The organism is Burkholderia sp. Ac-20353 (assembly GCF_017104785.1).
Lineage (GTDB): Bacteria > Pseudomonadota > Gammaproteobacteria > Burkholderiales > Burkholderiaceae > Burkholderia.
Window position 1 is genome coordinate 12,750 of record NZ_JAAGPL010000101.1, and the last position, 18,043, is coordinate 30,792.

Sequence of the window (18,043 nt, forward strand, 5' to 3'; positions counted from 1 at the left end):
TTACAGGAGCATTACGATGAAATTTGCGATCCGGGCCGCGCTGGCTGCCGTTTGCGTGACGACTGCCGCGGCATGCGCGGCGGGACCTGCGTCCGAGCCGGCCGTGTCGGCCGAATCGATCAAGATGTTCCCGCTGCCCGCGGTAGACCAGCAGCGCGCCGTGATTGCGCTGCCTGCGCTCGCCGACGAAGCCGATGCGCGCGTCGAGCTGATGATCGGCAAGACGCTGCAGACCGACTGCAACCAGCAGTGGTTCGGCGGCGCACTGACGACCGAGACCGTGCAGGGCTGGGGCTATTCGTATTACCGGCTGTCCGACGTGAAGGGGCCGGCGTCGACGCTGATGGCCTGTCCGGGACAGGCGCCGCGCGAACGGTTCGTGCAGGTGCGCGGCGACGATCAACTGCTGCGGTATAACAGCCGACTGCCGATTGTCGTGTACGTGCCGAGCGGCTTCGAAGTGCGGTATCGCGTGTGGCATGCGTCGGGTGACGTGAAGCACGCAGCCGCGCAGTAATGCGGTGACATGCCGTGCCGGTATCGCGATGCCGGCGCGGTGAGTCGTAAAGCGGCCCGGCTGTCGTGGCCAGGTCGTGGTGAGCACCGATGTGGGGTGGCGGTGTTGACGCGTAAGCGAACCCGCGCATGCATGACGCACAACGAACGTGAAGCAGGGAAATCGTCGGGATCGCCGGTGCCGGCGGCGAATGCAGAGATGTCGCTGGTCCCCCCGACAGGAATCGAACCTGTATCTAGCGCTTAGGAGGCGCTTGTTCTATCCATTGAACTACGGGGAGCCTGCGGATCCGGCTTGTCGCGCGCGGCGCGAGCCGGACAGCGGTGTGGACAGCGCGCAGAGTATAGCAAACGCGCGTTCGCATCGGCAGGGGGCATGCGCGCCGACGCGAACTTGCCGCGCGCTCAGGCCGTCAGAAATCGACGACGACGAAGTCTTCCTTGCTCACGTCGCACAGCGGGCAACGCCAGTCGGCAGGAATGTCGGCGAAGCGGGTGCCGGCCGCGATGCCCTCGTCGGGCAGCCCTTCCGCTTCGTTGTAGACCCACCCGCAAATCAGGCAGACCCAGCTCTGGTATTCGGTCACTTCGCTCATGTCGCGCTCAGGATGATGAAAACAGGGAGTGCCGTCCGCGGCGTCGCCGGCGGACGAAAGGCGCAATGGTACCGGAATTTCGCCGAACTCGGCCGTAACGTCGTTTTAAACGTACGCATCGCGAACAACCTGGCCCGAACGCGCGTGCCGGGCATGCAGTGTATGCTTCGTGGGCCTGTCAATCAGAAGGAGAAAAGGATGCTCAACAGAAAGTGGATCGCCGGTGCGGTGTGCGTGGCGGCGCTGGCGGTGTCGACGATCGCGCGCGCCGAGTCGCGCGTGTCTTTCATCGAGCCGGCCGACGGCGCGACGGTGTCGAACCCGGTGCACGTGAAGTTCGGTCTCGAAGGCGACATTCATCTGGCACCGGCCGGCGACATGACGCCGAACACGGGCCATCATCACTTGCTGATCGACGGCACGCCGGTGTCGAAGGGCGTCGTGATCCCCGCGAGCGAGCATTCGCTGCACTTCGGCAAGGCCCAGACCGAGACCGACGTGACGCTGCCGCCGGGCCGGCACACGCTGACGCTGCAGCTCGGCGACGGCGCACACCGGTCGTATGGTCCGGAACTGAGCAAGACCATCATCGTCAACGTGAAGTAACCGCCGGCGACCGCGCGCAGGTGGCCCGGCTGCCACGCGCGAGCGCGCCGCACCGGGCGCGGAGCCGGCGACAGCGCGCGGCAAACCCCGCAAACCCGGCCATCCGCACCATCTGTCCGGCGTTATCCGTTCAGCCATGCCGGCGGCGGCTCCGCCACCGGTACAATGAGCGCTTCCGATTTCTCTTCGCCGTCTTCCCCATGTCGCTCTATTCCATTACCGGCGCGCAGCTCGCGTTCGGTCACGTCGCGTTGCTCGATCACGCGGATTTCTCGCTCGAGGCCGGCGAGCGCGTCGGCCTGATCGGCCGCAACGGCGCGGGCAAGTCGTCGCTGCTGAAGATCGTCGCCGATCTCGCTCGGCCCGATGACGGCCTCGTCACGCGCCAGCAGGAGCTCGTGACCGTCTACGTGCCGCAGGAACCCGAATTCGAACCGGGCGCGACCGTGTTCGACGCAGTCGCGTCGGGTCTCACGCACGCACGCGCGCTGCACGACGAATACGACACGATCGCGCACCGTCTCGCGGAAACCCCCGAAGGCGCCGAGCACGATGCGCTGCTCGCACGGATGAACACGCTGCAGTCGTCGCTCGACGCACACGATGCGTGGAACTGGCGCACGCGCGTGTCGACGACGCTCGCGCAGATCGGCCTCGTGGATGTCGACGCGCGCGTCGACGCGCTGTCGGGCGGGATGCAGAAGCGTGTCGCGCTGGCCCGCGCGCTCGTCGTGCAGCCCGACGTGCTGCTGCTCGACGAGCCGACCAACCACCTCGACTTCGACGGCATCCGCTGGCTCGAGGAGCTGCTCGTCACGCAGCGCGCGGGGCTGCTGTTCATCACGCACGATCGCGCGTTTCTCGACCGCGTCGCGACCCGCATCGTCGAACTCGATCGCGGCCGCCTGCTGTCGTATCCGGGCAATTTCTCCGCGTACCAGACGCGCAAGGCGCAGCAGCTCGAAGTCGAGCGCGTCGAGAACGAGAAGTTCGACAAGTTGCTCGCGCAGGAAGAAGTGTGGATCCGCAAGGGCGTCGAGGCGCGCCGCACGCGCAGCGTCGGCCGCATCGCGCGGCTCGTGCAGATGCGCAACGAACGCGCGGAGCGCCGCAATGCGCAGGGCAACGTGAAGCTCGACGTCGCGCAGGGCGAGAAGTCCGGCAAGATCGTCGCGGAGCTGACCGACGTGACGAAGCGCTACGGCGGCCGCACGGTCGTCGACCGTTTCTCGGCGACGGTGATGCGCGGCGACAAGATCGGCTTCGTCGGCCCGAACGGCGCGGGCAAGACCACGCTGCTCAAGCTGATCCTCGGCGAGCTGAAGCCGGACGAAGGCACGGTGCGCACGGGCACGAACCTGCAGGTCGCGTACTTCGACCAGATGCGCGCGCAGCTCGACCAGGAAAAGAGCCTTGCGGACACGATCAGCCCCGGCAGCGAATGGGTCGAGATCGCCGGCAACCGCAAACACGTGATGAGCTATCTCGGCGACTTCCTGTTCGCGCCGGAACGCGCGCGCTCGCCGGTGAAATCGCTGTCGGGCGGCGAGCGCAACCGGCTGTTGCTCGCGCGCCTGTTCGCGCGGCCTGCGAACGTGCTGGTGCTCGACGAGCCGACCAACGACCTCGACATCCCGACGCTCGAGCTGCTCGAGGAACTGATGGCCGACTACGACGGTACGGTGCTGCTCGTCAGCCACGACCGCGCGTTTCTCGACAACGTCGTGACGTCGGTGATCGCATCGGAAGGCGACGGCAAGTGGCGCGAATATGTCGGCGGCTTCAGCGACTGGCAGATCCAGAGCGAGCGCGCGCAGCAGCTCGCACAGCAGGAAGCCGCGAAGCGTGTCGTGAAGGAGGCGGCGCCCGCCAAGGAAGAGCCGGCGAAGGGCGCGGCGGGCCGCAATGCGCAGCGCACCGTGAAGCTGTCGTTCAACGAACAGCGCGAGCTCGATGCGCTGCCCGACCGGATCGCGACGCTCGAGGAAGAGCAGAAGACGATCGGCGCGCAGCTCGAGGACGGTTCGATCTTCGCGAAGGACCCGCAGGAAGGCACGCGCCTGACCGAGCGGTTCTCGGCGATCGACGACGAGCTGCTCGCCGCGCTCGAACGGTGGGAGACGCTCGAAGCAAAGCGCAAGCCGTGACGCAGCGGCGCCGCTGCGATCCGCTTTTCGCGCAGTGGCGTGTCGCGCGGAACCAGTAGAATACGGCGCGTTTCGGGCTGCGCGGCGCACGCTGCGCGCCCGCTTTCGGAGCAGTCCAAGCACACCGTTGTTTCGATTCGCTTTTTTACGGAACTCAACGTTTTGTCCACGACGTTGTCCACACGAGATGTGGACAAGGTCCCGATGAATGACGAACTTCAGCGCCTATGTCAACGAAGAAGCCCAGCGCGGCCTATAGCGAAGCATCGATCAAGGTGCTCAAGGGTCTCGAGCCGGTCAAGCAGCGGCCCGGCATGTACACCCGTACCGAGAATCCGCTGCACATCATCCAGGAAGTCATCGACAACGCGTCCGACGAGGCGCTCGGCGGCTACGGCAAGCAGATCATCGTCACGCTGCACGCGGACCATTCGGTGTCCGTCGAGGACGACGGCCGAGGCATCCCGTTCGGCCTGCATCCCGAGGAAGGCGTGCCGGTCGTCGAGATCGTATTCACGCGCCTGCACGCGGGCGGCAAGTTCGACAAGGCCGCGGGCGGCGCCTACACGTTCTCGGGCGGCCTGCACGGCGTCGGCGTGTCGGTGACGAACGCGCTCGCGACACGTCTCGACGTGACCGTCTGGCGCGACGGCAAGATTGCCGGTCTCGGCTTTGCGGACGGCGACGTCGTGAAGCCGCTCGCCACGCAGTCCGCGGGCCGTGGCGAGAAGAAGTCCGGCACGCGCGTGCAGGTCTGGCCGAATCCGAAATACTTCGATTCGCCGAACCTGCCGCTCGGCGAGCTGCAACGCCTGTTGCGCTCGAAGGCCGTGCTGCTGCCGGGCGTCGAGGTCGTGCTCGTCAACGAGAAGAGCGGCGAGCGCCAGAGCTGGAAGTACGAGGACGGCCTGCGCGGCTACCTGCTCGACGAGATGAACGGCAGTGAGCTGCTGATCCCGCTGTTCGAAGGCGAGCGTTTCGCCGATTCGCGCTCGGGCGACGATACGTTCGCCGAAGGCGAAGGCGCGACGTGGGTCGTCGCATGGAGCGAGGAAGGCTCGCTCGTGCGCGAGTCGTATGTGAACCTGATCCCGACGCCGGCCGGCGGCACGCACGAATCGGGGCTGCGCGACGGTCTCTACCAGGCCGTGAAGAGCTTCGTCGAGCTGCACAACCTGCAGCCGAAGGGCGTGAAGCTGCTCGCGGAAGACGTGTTCGCGCGCGTGTCGTTCGTGCTGTCCGCGAAGGTGCTCGATCCGCAGTTCCAAGGCCAGATCAAGGAACGCCTGAACAGCCGCGACGCGGTGAAGCTCGTGTCGTCGTTCTCGCGCCCGGCGCTCGAACTGTGGCTCAACCAGCACGTCGAGCACGGCAAAAAGCTCGCCGAACTGGTGATCAAGCAGGCGCAGGCGCGCACCCGCGCGGGCCAGAAGGTCGAGAAGCGCAAGAGCTCGGGCGTCGCGGTGCTGCCCGGCAAGCTGACCGACTGCGAGACGGAAGATATCGCACGCAACGAGCTGTTCCTCGTCGAGGGCGACTCGGCGGGCGGCTCCGCGAAGATGGGCCGCGACAAGGAATACCAGGCGATCCTGCCGCTGCGCGGCAAGGTGCTGAACACGTGGGAAACCGAGCGCGACCGCCTGTTCGCGAACAACGAGGTGCACGACATCTCGGTGGCGATCGGCGTCGATCCGCACAGCCCGGACGACACCGTCGACCTGTCGAACCTGCGCTACGGCAAGATCTGCATCCTGTCCGACGCGGACGTCGACGGCTCGCACATCCAGGTGCTGCTGCTCACGCTGTTCTTCAAGCATTTCCCGCAACTGATCGAGCGTGGTCACGTGTTCGTCGCGCGGCCGCCGCTGTTCCGCGTCGATGCGCCCGCGCGCGGCAAGAAGCCCGCGCAGAAGCTGTACGCGCTCGACGACGGCGAGCTCGAGGCGATCCTCGACAAGCTGCGCAAGGACGGCGTGCGCGACACGCAGTGGAGCATCAGCCGCTTCAAGGGTCTCGGCGAAATGAGCGCCGAGCAGTTGTGGGATACGACGATGAACCCCGACACCCGGCGCCTGATGCCCGTGAAGCTCGGCGAGCTCGACTACGAGTCGACGGTCGCGCGGATGACGATGCTGATGGGCAAGGGCGAGGCAGCCGCGCGTCGCGGCTGGCTCGAGGAAAAGGGCAACGAAGTCGAAGCGGATATTTGAGCGCCCCCCGACGGGGACAGGAAAACCCGGGCAGGCCCGGCGTTTTCCTGCAGCGCACGAGCCGGGCATGACGCCCGGCCGGCGCGCGCGCCACACACGAACACGGAATTCGAATTCAGATGGACGACAACACTCCCGATCTCTTTGCCGGGTCTGACGCGCCCGGCAACGGCGCGCTGACGCTCGGCAACTATGCGGAGCAGGCGTATCTCAGCTATGCGGTCAGCGTCGTGAAGGGCCGCGCGCTGCCGGACGTCTGCGACGGCCAGAAGCCGGTGCAGCGCCGGATCCTGTTCGCGATGAACGAAATGGGCCTCGGCCCCGACGCGAAGCCGGTGAAGTCGGCGCGCGTCGTCGGCGACGTGCTCGGCAAATACCACCCGCACGGCGACCAGTCCGCGTACGACGCGCTCGTGCGACTCGCGCAGGATTTCTCGCTGCGCTATCCGCTGATCGACGGGCAGGGCAACTTCGGCTCGCGCGACGGCGACGGCGCGGCGGCGATGCGTTACACCGAAGCGCGCCTGACGCCGATCTCGAAGCTGCTGCTCGACGAGATCGACCAGGGCACGGTCGACTTCATGCCGAACTACGACGGCTCGTTCGAGGAGCCGAAGACGCTGCCCGGCCGCCTGCCGTTCGTGCTGCTGAACGGCGCGTCGGGCATCGCCGTCGGTCTCGCGACCGAGATCCCGTCGCACAACCTGCGCGAAGTCGCGGCGGCGGCGGTCGCGTTGATTCGTCATCCAAAGCTTACGCATGCTGAGCTGATGGCGCTGATCCCGGGCCCGGATTTCCCCGGCGGCGGCCAGATCATCTCGAGCGACGCGGAAATCTCCGCTGCGTACGAGAGCGGCCGCGGCAGCCTGAAGGTGCGCGCGCGCTGGAAGATCGAGGATCTCGCGCGCGGCCAGTGGCAGCTCGTCGTCACCGAGCTGCCGCCGAGCACGTCGGGCCAGAAGGTGCTCGAGGAAATCGAGGAGCTGACCAATCCGAAGCTCAAGCTCGGCAAGAAGACGCTGACGCCCGAGCAGCTCAACACGAAGAAGGCGATGCTCGACCTGCTCGACGCGGTGCGCGACGAGTCGGGCAAGGACGCGCCGGTGCGGCTCGTGTTCGAGCCGAAGTCGCGCACGATCGACCAGACCGAGTTCGTCAATTCGCTGCTCGCGTACACGAGCCTCGAATCGAACGCGGCGCTGAACCTCGTGATGGTCGGCGCCGACGGCCGGCCGGGCCAGAAGGGGCTGCTGACGATCCTCGACGAGTGGGTGAAGTTCCGCCAGCTCACGATGACGCGCCGTTGCCGCCACCGTCTCGCGAAGGTCGACGACCGGATCCACATCCTCGAAGGCCGGATGATCGTCTTCCTGAACATCGACGAGGTGATCCGCATCATCCGCGAGTCGGACGAGCCGAAGGCCGCGCTGATGAGCGCGTTCGGCCTCTCCGAGCGCCAGGCCGAAGACATCCTCGAAATCCGCCTGCGTCAGCTCGCGCGGCTCGAGAAGATCAAGATCGAGAAGGAGCTCGAGTCGCTGCGCGACGAGAAGGCGAAGCTCGAGGAGCTGCTCGCGAACGAAAGCGCGATGAAGCGGCTGATGATCAAGGAGATCGAGGCCGATGCGAAGCAGTACGGCGACGATCGCCGCACGCTGATCCAGCAGGAAAAGCGCGCGACGTTCGAGGCGAAGGTGGTCGACGAGCCGGTGACGGTCGTCGTGTCGCAGAAGGGCTGGGTGCGCGCGCTGAAGGGCCATGGGCTCGATCCGGCGAGCTTCTCGTTCAAGGCCGGCGACAGCCTGTACGCGGCGTTCCAGTGCCGCACGCCGGATCGTCTGATCGCGTGGGGCAGCAGCGGCCGCGTGTATTCGGTCGACGTGTCGGTGCTGCCGGGCGGGCGCGGCGACGGCGTGCCCGTCACGTCGCTGATCGAGCTCGAATCGGGCTCGCACCTGATGCATTACTTCGCGGCGCCGGCCGAGCAGCCGCTGCTGCTCGCGTCGAGCAACGGCTTCGGCTTCCTCGCGAAGGTCGGCGACATGGTGAGCCGCGTGAAGGCCGGCAAGGCGTTCATGACGATCGATGCGGGCGCGGCGCCGCTCGCGCCGATGCCGGTGCTGCCGAACGCGACGCAGGTCGCATGCCTGTCGAGCGGCGGGCGGCTCCTCGTGTTCGGCATGGACGAGATGAAGACGCTGTCGGGCGGCGGTCGCGGCGTGATCCTGATGGCACTCGACGACAAGGAAACCCTCGTGCAGGCGCTCGCGATCGATCCGGCCGGCGTCGTGCTGATCGGCACGGGCCGTGGCGGCAAGGCGCAGGAGGAAACGCTGTCGGGAGGCGCGCTCGCGCCGCAGGTCGGCAAGCGCGCGCGCAAGGGCCGCGCGCCGGACACGAAGCTCAAGACCATCGGCGGGCTGCGTCCGCTGCTCGGCTGAGCGCGTATCACCGGCGGCATCCTGGGGCCGCACGGACGCTTCGGCGGCCGTGCGGCCTTTTTCATCGGCGCTGCGTGGTACCGTCACGCAGGACTTGCAAAATATTGTGAAATCCTCGCGCAGGCCTGAACCGAGCGGTAGCGTGTCTGTCGAACGTCGCTCGGTGCAGCGCGGATGCGCAGCCTGCGCGACGCGTTCTTGAGTCGCGCCGGTTCGCCCGCGACTGCCGGTTCGCCGCATCCCAAACATAACAGAACAGGATTCTCGCCATGTCCCACGCAATTGCCGTCGCGTTATTTCTCCATCTGCTGGCCGTCGCCGTGTGGGTGGGCGGGATGGTGTTCGCCAACTTCTGCCTGCGGCCGGCGCTGTCGGACCTGTCGCCGCAATTGCGGCTGCCGCTGATCGAGGGCGTGTTCGGCCGCTTCTTCAACTGGGTCGCGGGGTCGGTGATCGTGATCCTGCTGTCCGGCGGCTTCATGCTGATGCAGTTCGGCGGCGCGCACGCGACCTGGGCGCTGCACGCGATGGCCGGCCTCGGCGTCGTGATGATGCTGATCTTCGGTCACATCCGTTTCGCGCTGTTCCCGCGCATCCGCCGCGCGGTGCAGGCGCAGAACTGGCCCGACGGCGCGCGTGCGGTGAACGCGGTGCGCCTGCTCGTCGTCGTCAACCTCGTGCTCGGCGTCGTGACGGTCGGCGCGGCCGTGCTGTCGCGCGGCTTCTGACAGTTTCTGACGGCTTTTCGCGGGCGGTGCGCGGCGGCGTGCCCGTTTCCGTTCCCGCTTTCGTGCCCGCTTTCCGTCCGGCTTGCCGCGCCGTTCACGCGGCCAGCATCGCGTCGAGCAGCCACGCGCCAGCGGGGCCGAGCGGCCGGCTGCGCGACCACACCGCGTCTACCCGCACCCGGCGCGGCCAGCCGCGTGCCCGCAGCTCGCAGAGCTGGTCGCGCGCGAAATGCTCGACCATCCAGCGGGGCAGTTCCGCCCAGCCGAATCCCAGCACCGCCATCTCCAGCAGCATCAGGTAGCTCGGCGCCGACCAGCGGCGCGTGCCGGCGACGATCAGGCTGTCCGCTTCGCGGCCGTCCGGCGTCGCGTACGTATTGAGGCGCAGCTCGCGCGCATCGCGCAGCGCGGCATGCGGCACCTCGGCGTCGCGATGCGCGGCGAGCGGGTGCGTGCGCCCGACGAACAGCCCGATCTCCGACTCCTCCGCGATCGTCGCCGCGCCGATGTCGGGCGGGTAGGCCGCGCGCGCGGCCATCAGCCCGAGCTGCGCGCGGCCCTGCTGGATCAGGTCCAGCACGTCCTCGTGCTCGGCAACCTGGCATTCGAGCTCGAGTGCCGGAAAGCGCAGCTCGAGCGCGGTCAGCGTCTCCTCATAGCGCTTCGACTGATAGGTGTCGGACACCACGAGCGTCAGCCGCGCCTCCTCGCCGTGCGCGAGCCGGGCGGCGGTGCGGTCGATCGCCGCGCCAGCCTCGAGCGCGCGCTGCACGTGCGGCAGCAGTGCGCGTCCGGCGTCGGTCAGCGTCGGCGCGCGCGTCGAGCGGTCGAACAACTGCACGCCGAGATCGATCTCGAGGTTCGCGATCGCTTCCGACACGGTCGACTGGCGCTTGCCGAGCTTGCGCGCGGCGGCCGTGAACGAGCCGAGCAGCGCGGCTTCGGCGAACGCAAGCAAGGCTTCCGGGGCATGACGCATGCGGGGCTCCTGGCATCGTTTCATCGGAAAAACCGATGATACTCAATTGGATTCACGCGGTCATGCCGATCAGAATGGCGGACATGAATCATATGTCCGGATCGGAGATTGCAATGAAACATCCCAACAAAACGGTGACGGAACGGCTCGTGCATGCGCTGACGTTCGAACTGGTCGCGATCGCACTGTGCGCGCCGATCGGTGCGTGGCTGCTCGACATGCCGGTGTCGCATGTCGGCGCGCTGACGGTGATGGTGTCGCTGATCGCGATGGCGTGGAACATGACGTTCAACACGCTGTTCGACCGGTTCGAGCGCCGTTTCGGGCTCGTGCGCAATCTCGGCATGCGGATCGTGCATGCGCTCGCGTTCGAGCTGGGGCTCGTCGCGATGGTGGTGCCGCTCGCCGCGTGGTGGCTCGGCATCGGCCTCGTCGAGGCGCTGCTGCTCGACCTTGGCATCGTGCTGTTTTTTCTGCCTTACACGTTCTGCTTCAATCTCGCGTATGACCACCTGCGCTCGCGCCGGCTCGCGCGTCGCGTTGCGCTGTAACGCGGGGGTGTGGCCGTGGGTGGCTGCTCAGTGCGCGGCCGCCCACAGCCACGCGCCGCACGCGATCGCAACCGCGCCGTACACCACGAACACGGGCAGCCTGAAGCGTGCGAAGCACAGCATCGCGAATGCGCCCGTGACCCAATAGATCGGATCGGCCGGTTCGCGGTGCAGAATTTTCACGACCGCGACAACGAGAAAGCCGGTCGTCGCCGCGCGCAACAGGCGCATCCCGTGCTCGAAGCGCGCATGACGCTTGAGCCGGAACAATTGGTGCTGGGCAAACACGACGAGGCAGCCGGACGGGATGAAGAGGGCGGCGGTCGCGAGCAGCGCGCCACGCCAGCCGTCGGTCAGGTAGCCGAGGAACGGCACGACGTTCAGCAGCGGCCCTGGCGACACGGGCGACAGCGCGAAAGCGAGCGTGAAGTCGTGATCGGAGATGCCGGTCTCGGGCGTGACGAACAGCGCCTTCAGCACCGGCAGTGCCGAGAAACCGCCGCCGAACAGCGTCATGCCCGCGCCCGCGAGCCGCGGCCACAGCAGCGTCGTCTGGTAGTCGCCGGGAACCGGCAGCGCGAATAGTGCGACGAATACCGCGAGCAGCACGAGCAGCTTGCGCTCGCGGGTCGACAGCCTGAAGTCGACCGCGTTGTCCTGCGGCCGACCGGTCAGCCAGCCTGCCGCGAACGCCGCGAACAGGATCACGACGAACGCCGCGGGACTGTGCGCGAACGCGAGCAGGACCGTCGACAGCGCCGCGATCGCCTGTTCGAGCGGCGCGCGCACGAGCGTGCGCAACTGCTTGACCCACGTGACGCCGATCAGCGCGGCCAGCACCATGCTGAAGTGGTTGAGCATCACGGGCGCGGCGAGCGAGCGCACGAACGGCGTGCGATAAAAGATCGCGAACAGCGTCATCATCACGAAAAACGGCAACACGCTCGCGAAACCGGCGATCCATGCGCCGATGCGCCCGTGCAGCGTCTGGCCGATCTGCACCGCGACATTGCAGCCGACGGGCCCTGGCACGAGCCATGCAAGCGCGACGAGATCGCCGAACGTGTGCGGCTCGATGCGCTGCATCCGGTGCACGTAATGGCGCTCGAGCTGCGCCATCATCGCGAGCCCGCCCCACGACATCGCGGAAATACCCGCAACGACCTTGAACAGGCCCCACAGGGAGGCCCGCTCGACGCGTTCTGCGACTTCGGCTTCGACGCTCGTCATGATGGGTGGCTGCGCGGGTTCGTACGATTCGGGGGAGCCTTCGCGAATCGGCACGCGAACCGCGGACGTACTTCTCGGTATCATTTTCCGACGCGCGGCATGCGGCAGCCATGCGCGAAAACGCTAGTAAACGACCAAAAAAATCAGATTGGGGAACGAAACATTCCGCCGGCGGCGGGCGCTCAGGTGCCCGTATGCCCGGTTGCGCGGTGCGCTACGACGTGCGGGTGCTCGCCGCGCACGCCGAAGCGGGAGAGCAGCGACGGGATCGCGTCCGCGGGCACGGGGCGCGAGAACAGGAAGCCTTGCGCCTCGATTTCGCCGAGCGCGGACAGCCACGCAATCTGCTCTTCGGTCTCGGTGCCCTCGACGACCACCGTCAGCCCGAGCGAACGGGCGAGATGCACGATCGACGCGACCATCACGCACACGCTGCGGTCGTTCGGGATCGCCTGCACGAACGAGCGGTCGACCTTCAGCGTGTCCACGGAAAAACGGTGCAGGTACGACAGCGACGAGTAGCCGGTGCCAAAATCGTCGAGTGCGATGCGGATGCCGAGCTTTTTCAACGCGACGATCTTCTCGGAGACGAGCTCCGGATACTCCATCATCGCGGTCTCGGTGATCTCGAGCTCGAGGCGGCTCGCCTCGATGCCGGTCTCCTGCAGCGTGCGCGAGATCGTCTCGATCAGGTCGCCGCGCCAGAACTGCACGGGCGAGATGTTGACGGCGAGCGTCAGCGTGCCGTGCCCTTCGTCGCGCCAGCGCGCGATCTGCTCGCACGCGGTGCGGATCACGAAGTCGCCGATCGGCACGATGAGCCCGGTCGATTCGGCGATCGAAATGAATTCGTTCGCGGAGATGATCCCGTGTTCCGGGTGGTCCCAGCGCGCGAGCGCCTCGAAGCCGGTGATGTGGCGGTGCGTGAGGTCGATCTTCGGCTGGTAAGCAAGGAACAGCTGCCCTTCGGCGAGCGCGACGCGCAGTTGCTGTTCCCAGCGCATCAGGTGGTCGGCGCGATGCGATAGGTGCGGCGCGTAGAACTGGTAGCAGTTCTTGCCGGCGTCCTTCGCGCTGTACATCGCGAGGTCGGCCTTCTTCAGCAGGTCGATCTCGCTTTCGTTCGCGACCGTGTGCAGCGCGATGCCGATGCTCGCGTGCAGTACGAACGAACTGCCGCGCACGTCGAACGGCTCGCCGAACATCCGGATGATCGCCTCGGCGAGTCGCACCGCGCGCCGCTCGACGTCGTCGCCTTTCATCACGACGACGAACTCGTCGCCGCCGATGCGCGCGAGCGCGCCCTCGTCGCCGACCGCGTCGGCCAGGCGCGCCGCCGTCATCTGCAGCACGATGTCGCCGGCGTTGTGGCCGAGCGTGTCGTTGACGGTCTTGAAGTTGTCGAGATCGATGAACAGCAGGCCGAGCCGCGACAGGCTGGTCGGCATCGACACGTCGTTGCGCAGCCCGCGCAGCGTCGCGTAGCGGTTCGCGAGCCCGGTGAGCAGGTCGTATTCGGCGAGCTGGGTCATCTCGCGCTCGCGGCCGAGCAGCTTGCCGATGAGCCCCGTCGCGACGCCGAAGAACGCAAGCATCGCGAGCGTGATGAAGCTCGTCATCAGCAGGTAGACGTTGCGCGTGTGGTTGTAGTCGGAGAACTCCTCGCCCTGCGACAGTCCGACCATCACCGCGAGCGGATAGCCGTCGAGATGGCGGTACGACACGATGCGCGTGACCCCGTCGATCGGGTCGAGGATCGTGCCCGAGGTCCGCTCGGCGACCGGATAGACGCCCGACGCCGAGAACGCGCCCGGCGCGTTGCTCACCGAGCCCGTGCGCCGCGCGAGCACGGCGCCCGTGTCGGAGACGACCGCGATCACGCCTTCCTTGCCGATCGCCGCGTTGTTGTAGAAGTCGTTCGTGAAGTAGCTCGGATCCTCGGAGACGACCACGACGCCCGCGAAGCTGCCGTCCGGATTGTTCAGCCGCCGGGTCATCTGCAGCGTCCAGTGGCCGGACACGCGGCCGAGCACGGGTTTGCTGATGAAGAGCTGGTTGTCGTTGTGCTTCAGGTGCACCTTGAAGTGCTCGCGATCGGACAGGTCGATCGGCTTCGGATTGCGGTCGACCGTGGTCGCGAACAGGATCCCCTTCGCGTTGACGAGCGACACCTGGATCAGCGTATCGCTCGGCACGACGCCTTTTTCGACGGTGCTCGCGAGATTGAAGCGCGCGGGCGCCTTCTCGAACTCGAACTTCACGAAGCGGGTGATCTGGTCGACCTGATGGATCGACTTCACCGTGTGCTGCTCGAGTGCCGACGACAGGATCGCCGCAGAGGCCGCCGCTTCCTTGTATGCGCTGTCCTTCTCGACCGACAGCCGCGCGATGATCACCGCCCACAGCAGCGCGAGCGCGAGCATCCCGAGCAGCGGGATCGCGAACAGCGCCCGGCGGCGCGACTTGCGCGGGGCGCGCAAAGGTCGCGTCGACGGCGAATGGGATGACCGGGCGGAGCTCATCGAAAGGGTGCGGCGTCCTGGCGCGCGTGTGCCATCCGCTCGGAATGGCTGAATATAGGGTCGCGTCAACGTCTGTTCGTCTGCGCAATGCGCATCTGTGGACAGACCCCCATGCGACGGATTAGGCCCGATATTACTGGTTGGCAGGTTTTTTCGATAGCCGGGGTAAGCATAGCGCCGGCAGGCGCTGCGCGCATGGTGCGCGGAGAAAAATCAGAGGGATGTGCGGGGGAGCAGCGGGGGCCGGGCAGCGGGGGCCGCCCAGCGGAGGCCACCTAGCGGCTGGCCGCCCCACGGATGGCCGCCCCACGGATGGCCGCCCCACCGAAAGTGCCGTCGACGATCGTGACCGCATGGCTGCCGATCCAGGGGGAGTCGGCGCGCGAGTGGCGTGACCCGCGCGGGCGGCGCCGCGAATGCCCAGCCATCCGCCTGAAGCGGCGGCCGCGGCCGGACATCGTGACGCCTGCCGCTTTATGCAACTTCGGCGATCAGTTCGATCTCGACACACGCGCCGAGCGGGATCTGCGCGACGCCGAACGCCGAACGCGCATGCTTGCCCGCGTCGCCGAACACGTCGGCGATCAGCTCGGATGCGCCGTTCGTCACGAGGTGCTGCTCGGTGAAGTCGAGCGTCGAGTTCACGAGGCTCATCAGCTTGACGATGCGCGTGACCTTGTTCAGGTCGCCGGTGTGCGCGTGCAGCGTCGCGAGCAGGTCGATCGCGATCGAGCGTGCGGCGGCCTTGCCCTCTTCGGTCGTCAGGTCGGCGCCGAGCTTGCCGGCCCAGACCTTGCCGTCCTTCTTCGCGATGTGGCCGGACAGGTACACCGTGTTGCCGCTCTGCGCGCTCATCACGTAGGCGGCGGCCGGTGCGCCGGCGGTCGGGAGCTCGATGCCGAGCGACTTCAGTTTGTCGTAGACGTTTGCCATCTGTTCGATTCCTTGTTGCAGTGAACGGAAAGGGGGATCAGAGACGCTCGCGCAGCAGCTTGCCGAGCCGCGCGACGCCTTCCTCGATCTTCTCGGGCGGCACCGTGACGAACGACAGGCGCAGCGTGTTCAGCTGCGCGTCATCCGCGAAGAACGGCGCGCCAGGCACGAACGCGACGTGGTCGGCCACGGCCGCGTCGAGCAGCTTCATGCTGTCGATCTGCTGCGGCAGCTTCACCCAGATGAACATCCCGCCTTCCGGGCGGTTCCACGTGACGCCTTCGGGCATGTGGCGCGCGAGCGCGGCGAGCATCGCCTCGCATTGCGCGCCGTACAGCTGGCGGATCGTCGGGATGTGCTCGTCGAGGAAGCCGTCCTTGATCACCTCGTGCGCGATGCGCTGCGTGAGCGTCGGCGTGTGCAGGTCGGTGGCCTGCTTCGCCTGCACGAGCTTGAAGTGCAGTTCCTCGGGCGCAATGATGTAGCCGATCCGCAGGCCCGGCGCGAGCACCTTCGAGAACGTGCCGAGGTGCACGATATGGTCGGGCGCCATCGACAGCATCGTCGGCAGCGGCTCGCCCTGGTAGTTGAGCGCGCCGTACGGATCGTCCTCGAGCACCGGGAACGGGCTCGTCTGCGCAAACGCGGCGAGCGCGCGGCGGCGCTCGACGGGCAGGCGGCGGCCGGTCGGGTTCTGGAAGTTCGGCTGCGCGTACAGCAGGCGCGCGCCTTGGGTCAGCTCGGGCGTCAGGCCTTCGGGCAGCAGGCCCTGCTCGTCGGTCGGCACCTGCACGTAGCGCGGCTCGTACAGCGAGAACGACTGCAATGCGCCGAGGTAGGTCGGGGTTTCGACGAGGATCGGGCTGCCCGGGTCGACGAGCGCCTTGCCGAGCAGATCGAGCGCCTGCTGCGAGCCGGTCGTGATCAGCACCTGCGACACGCGCACGCTGTAGCGCTCGGCGATCCACTCGCGCAGCGGCAGGTAGCCTTCGGTCGCGCTGTACTGCAGCGCCGCGGCCGGCGCATCGCGCAGCACGCGGTCGGCGGCGGCACGCATGCGCTCGGCCGGGAACGTGGCGGGGGCGGGCAGGCCGCCGGCGAACGAGATGACTTCGGGGCGCTCCGTGACCTTCAGGATCTCGCGGATCGCAGAGCTCGTCAGCTTGCGGGCGCGTTCGGAAAGCTGCCAGTGCGGCGGGTGCAGGTCGCTCGGATTCATATGTCTCCTCGTTCGGATATCAGGGTCAGTCATGAAGGTCGGCCGGGCCGGTCGGTGCGACACGGCCGGGTAGGCTGGGTCGACGGCGATCGGTCAGGCGCGGCCGGGTGGGCAAAACCGGTCAGGCAAAACGGCCATTATGGCGCACCATTTCAGCCAGCGCGAGCGGGTTGCGGCGCAGCGGCCACCGAGGCCCGCCGGCCAAGCATCACGGTCGCGATCACGGCGGCCGCGAACAGCCACGTCGACGGCGCGACGGACTCGCCGAACAGCAGCGCCGAAAACGCGATCGTGAAGAAGATCTGCAGCAGCTGCACCTGGCCGACGCGCGCGGTGCCGCCCATCGCGAGGCCCGCGTACCACGCGAAGAAGCCGATGAACTGCGAGAACAGCGTCACGTAGCCGAATGCGAGCCACGTGCGCAGCGCGAGCGGGCCCGGATGGGCCGCGTGGTGGACCCACGCGAGCCAGCCGACCGGCGGCGCAAGGAACGGCGCGGACACGACGAGCGCCCAGCAGATCACCTGCCAGCCGCCGATCTGGCGCGCGAGGCGCGCGCCTTCCGCATAGCCGAGCGCGCCGATGCCGACCGCGGCGAGCATCAGCGCGTCGCCCGCCTGCAGCGTGCCGCCGCCGTCGCGCAGCGCGAATGCGATCACGAGCGCGCTGCCCGTCACCGCGCTGATCCAGAAGCCCGTCGACGGCCGTTCGCGCGACAGCCATGCCGCGTAAAGCGCGACCAGCAGCGATTGCAGCCCGTTGACGACCGCGCCGTGCGACGCGGGCACCGTCTTCATCGCCCACGCGGAGAACACCGGGTACCCGACGATCACGCCGGCCGACACGATCGCGAGGCTTTTCAGCTGCGCGCGCGTCGGCAGCGGCTCGCGCCGCCACCACAGCAGCAGGCCGGCGGGCACCGCGGCGGCGAGCGCGCGGCCGAGCCCGTTGAGGAGCGGATGCAGCTCGGTGACGACGATGCGCGTCATCGGCAGCGTCAGGCTGAAGATCATCACGCCGACGAGGCCGAGCAGCATGCCCCGGGTTTCGCGCGAATTCATGTCGAGGGTGTCTCCGTATCGAGTGTCGAGTATTGGTGTTCGGTGTTCGGTGTTCGGTGTTCGGGGCTGCGGTCAGCGCAGCGTGCGCGTGCCCTGCGGCGTGTCGAACTCGGCGACAAGCACAGGCGCGCCGTCGCCGGCATCGACGGCGAGCAGATGGGCGGCGCCGAGCCAGTCGAGCTGCTCGCGCACGAGGTCCGCGCGCGGATGCGTGCCCTTCAGTGCCTTCAGCGCGACGCCGCCGGGCGGCAGCATGTCGGACGGATGGCGCGCGCTGTCCCACTGGATCAGCGACGGCAGGAGG

Annotated in this window: 14 protein-coding genes, 1 tRNA gene and 1 pseudogene; 7 read left to right on the plus strand and 9 right to left on the minus strand. The window is 67.5% G+C overall.

Annotated features, from left to right (window positions below; genetic code table 11):
* The first annotated feature begins 16 nt into the window (after nucleotides 1-16).
* Entirely contained in the window at nucleotides 17-517 is a 501-nt protein-coding gene (gene eco / locus G3N94_RS25240; protein WP_205795276.1) for a serine protease inhibitor ecotin, read from the plus strand.
* 205 nt (nucleotides 518-722) lie between these two features.
* Here the strand turns inward: eco and G3N94_RS25245 are convergent.
* Both G3N94_RS25245 and G3N94_RS25250 read right to left on the minus strand, forming a co-directional pair.
* A tRNA-Arg gene (locus G3N94_RS25245) sits at nucleotides 723-797 on the minus strand.
* Nucleotides 798-929: 132 nt separating this feature from the next.
* The gene (locus tag G3N94_RS25250; protein ID WP_205795277.1) at nucleotides 930-1,112 is read right to left on the minus strand and encodes a rubredoxin; all 183 of its coding nucleotides are present in this window, start codon (nucleotides 1,110-1,112) and stop codon (nucleotides 930-932) included.
* A 198-nt stretch (nucleotides 1,113-1,310) separates the two neighbouring features.
* On the opposite strand from G3N94_RS25250, the gene G3N94_RS25255 reads away from it, so the two are divergent.
* From G3N94_RS25255 to G3N94_RS25275, 5 genes are all read left to right on the plus strand, one after another.
* Nucleotides 1,311-1,718 (plus strand): DUF4399 domain-containing protein, encoded by a 408-nt coding sequence (locus G3N94_RS25255; protein WP_205795278.1) that lies wholly within the window; start codon nucleotides 1,311-1,313, stop codon nucleotides 1,716-1,718.
* Nucleotides 1,719-1,918: 200 nt separating this feature from the next.
* Nucleotides 1,919-3,865 carry an ATP-binding cassette domain-containing protein gene (locus G3N94_RS25260; protein ID WP_205795279.1) on the plus strand — a complete coding sequence of 649 codons (1,947 nt, stop codon included), beginning with the start codon at nucleotides 1,919-1,921 and terminating at the stop codon, nucleotides 3,863-3,865.
* Between the two features lie 227 nt (nucleotides 3,866-4,092).
* Nucleotides 4,093-6,075 (plus strand): DNA topoisomerase IV subunit B, encoded by a 1,983-nt coding sequence (locus G3N94_RS25265; protein ID WP_205795280.1) that lies wholly within the window; start codon nucleotides 4,093-4,095, stop codon nucleotides 6,073-6,075.
* 119 nt (nucleotides 6,076-6,194) lie between these two features.
* Nucleotides 6,195-8,516: a DNA topoisomerase IV subunit A gene (parC, locus tag G3N94_RS25270; RefSeq protein WP_205795281.1), complete on the plus strand. Its 2,322-nt coding sequence runs from the start codon at nucleotides 6,195-6,197 to the stop codon at nucleotides 8,514-8,516.
* Between the two features lie 269 nt (nucleotides 8,517-8,785).
* Entirely contained in the window at nucleotides 8,786-9,244 is a 459-nt protein-coding gene (locus G3N94_RS25275) for a CopD family protein (RefSeq protein ID WP_205795282.1), read from the plus strand.
* 94 nt (nucleotides 9,245-9,338) lie between these two features.
* On the opposite strand, the gene G3N94_RS25280 is transcribed toward G3N94_RS25275, so the two are convergent.
* Entirely contained in the window at nucleotides 9,339-10,223 is an 885-nt protein-coding gene (locus tag G3N94_RS25280) for a LysR family transcriptional regulator (protein WP_205795283.1), read from the minus strand.
* 113 nt (nucleotides 10,224-10,336) lie between these two features.
* Here G3N94_RS25280 and G3N94_RS25285 point away from each other — a divergent pair, with 113 nt between their 5' ends.
* Nucleotides 10,337-10,774 (plus strand): multidrug/biocide efflux PACE transporter, encoded by a 438-nt coding sequence (locus G3N94_RS25285; RefSeq protein ID WP_124597669.1) that lies wholly within the window; start codon nucleotides 10,337-10,339, stop codon nucleotides 10,772-10,774.
* A gap of 27 nt (nucleotides 10,775-10,801) precedes the next feature.
* On the opposite strand, the gene G3N94_RS25290 is transcribed toward G3N94_RS25285, so the two are convergent.
* The 6 genes and pseudogenes from G3N94_RS25290 to G3N94_RS25315 form a co-directional block, all read right to left on the minus strand.
* Nucleotides 10,802-12,004 carry a chromate transporter gene (locus tag G3N94_RS25290; protein ID WP_205795284.1) on the minus strand — a complete coding sequence of 401 codons (1,203 nt, stop codon included), beginning with the start codon at nucleotides 12,002-12,004 and terminating at the stop codon, nucleotides 10,802-10,804.
* Nucleotides 12,005-12,186: 182 nt separating this feature from the next.
* The gene (locus G3N94_RS25295) at nucleotides 12,187-14,526 is read right to left on the minus strand and encodes an EAL domain-containing protein (protein WP_205795285.1); all 2,340 of its coding nucleotides are present in this window, start codon (nucleotides 14,524-14,526) and stop codon (nucleotides 12,187-12,189) included.
* 474 nt (nucleotides 14,527-15,000) lie between these two features.
* Nucleotides 15,001-15,459: a RidA family protein gene (locus tag G3N94_RS25300; RefSeq protein WP_205795286.1), complete on the minus strand. Its 459-nt coding sequence runs from the start codon at nucleotides 15,457-15,459 to the stop codon at nucleotides 15,001-15,003.
* 37 nt (nucleotides 15,460-15,496) lie between these two features.
* Nucleotides 15,497-16,678 carry a PLP-dependent aminotransferase family protein gene (locus G3N94_RS25305; RefSeq protein ID WP_205795287.1) on the minus strand — a complete coding sequence of 394 codons (1,182 nt, stop codon included), beginning with the start codon at nucleotides 16,676-16,678 and terminating at the stop codon, nucleotides 15,497-15,499.
* Nucleotides 16,679-16,830: 152 nt separating this feature from the next.
* Nucleotides 16,831-17,739 (minus strand): DMT family transporter, encoded by a 909-nt coding sequence (locus tag G3N94_RS25310; protein ID WP_205795288.1) that lies wholly within the window; start codon nucleotides 17,737-17,739, stop codon nucleotides 16,831-16,833.
* A 72-nt stretch (nucleotides 17,740-17,811) separates the two neighbouring features.
* Nucleotides 17,812-18,043: pseudogene (locus G3N94_RS25315) on the minus strand (VOC family protein); the annotation flags it as partial.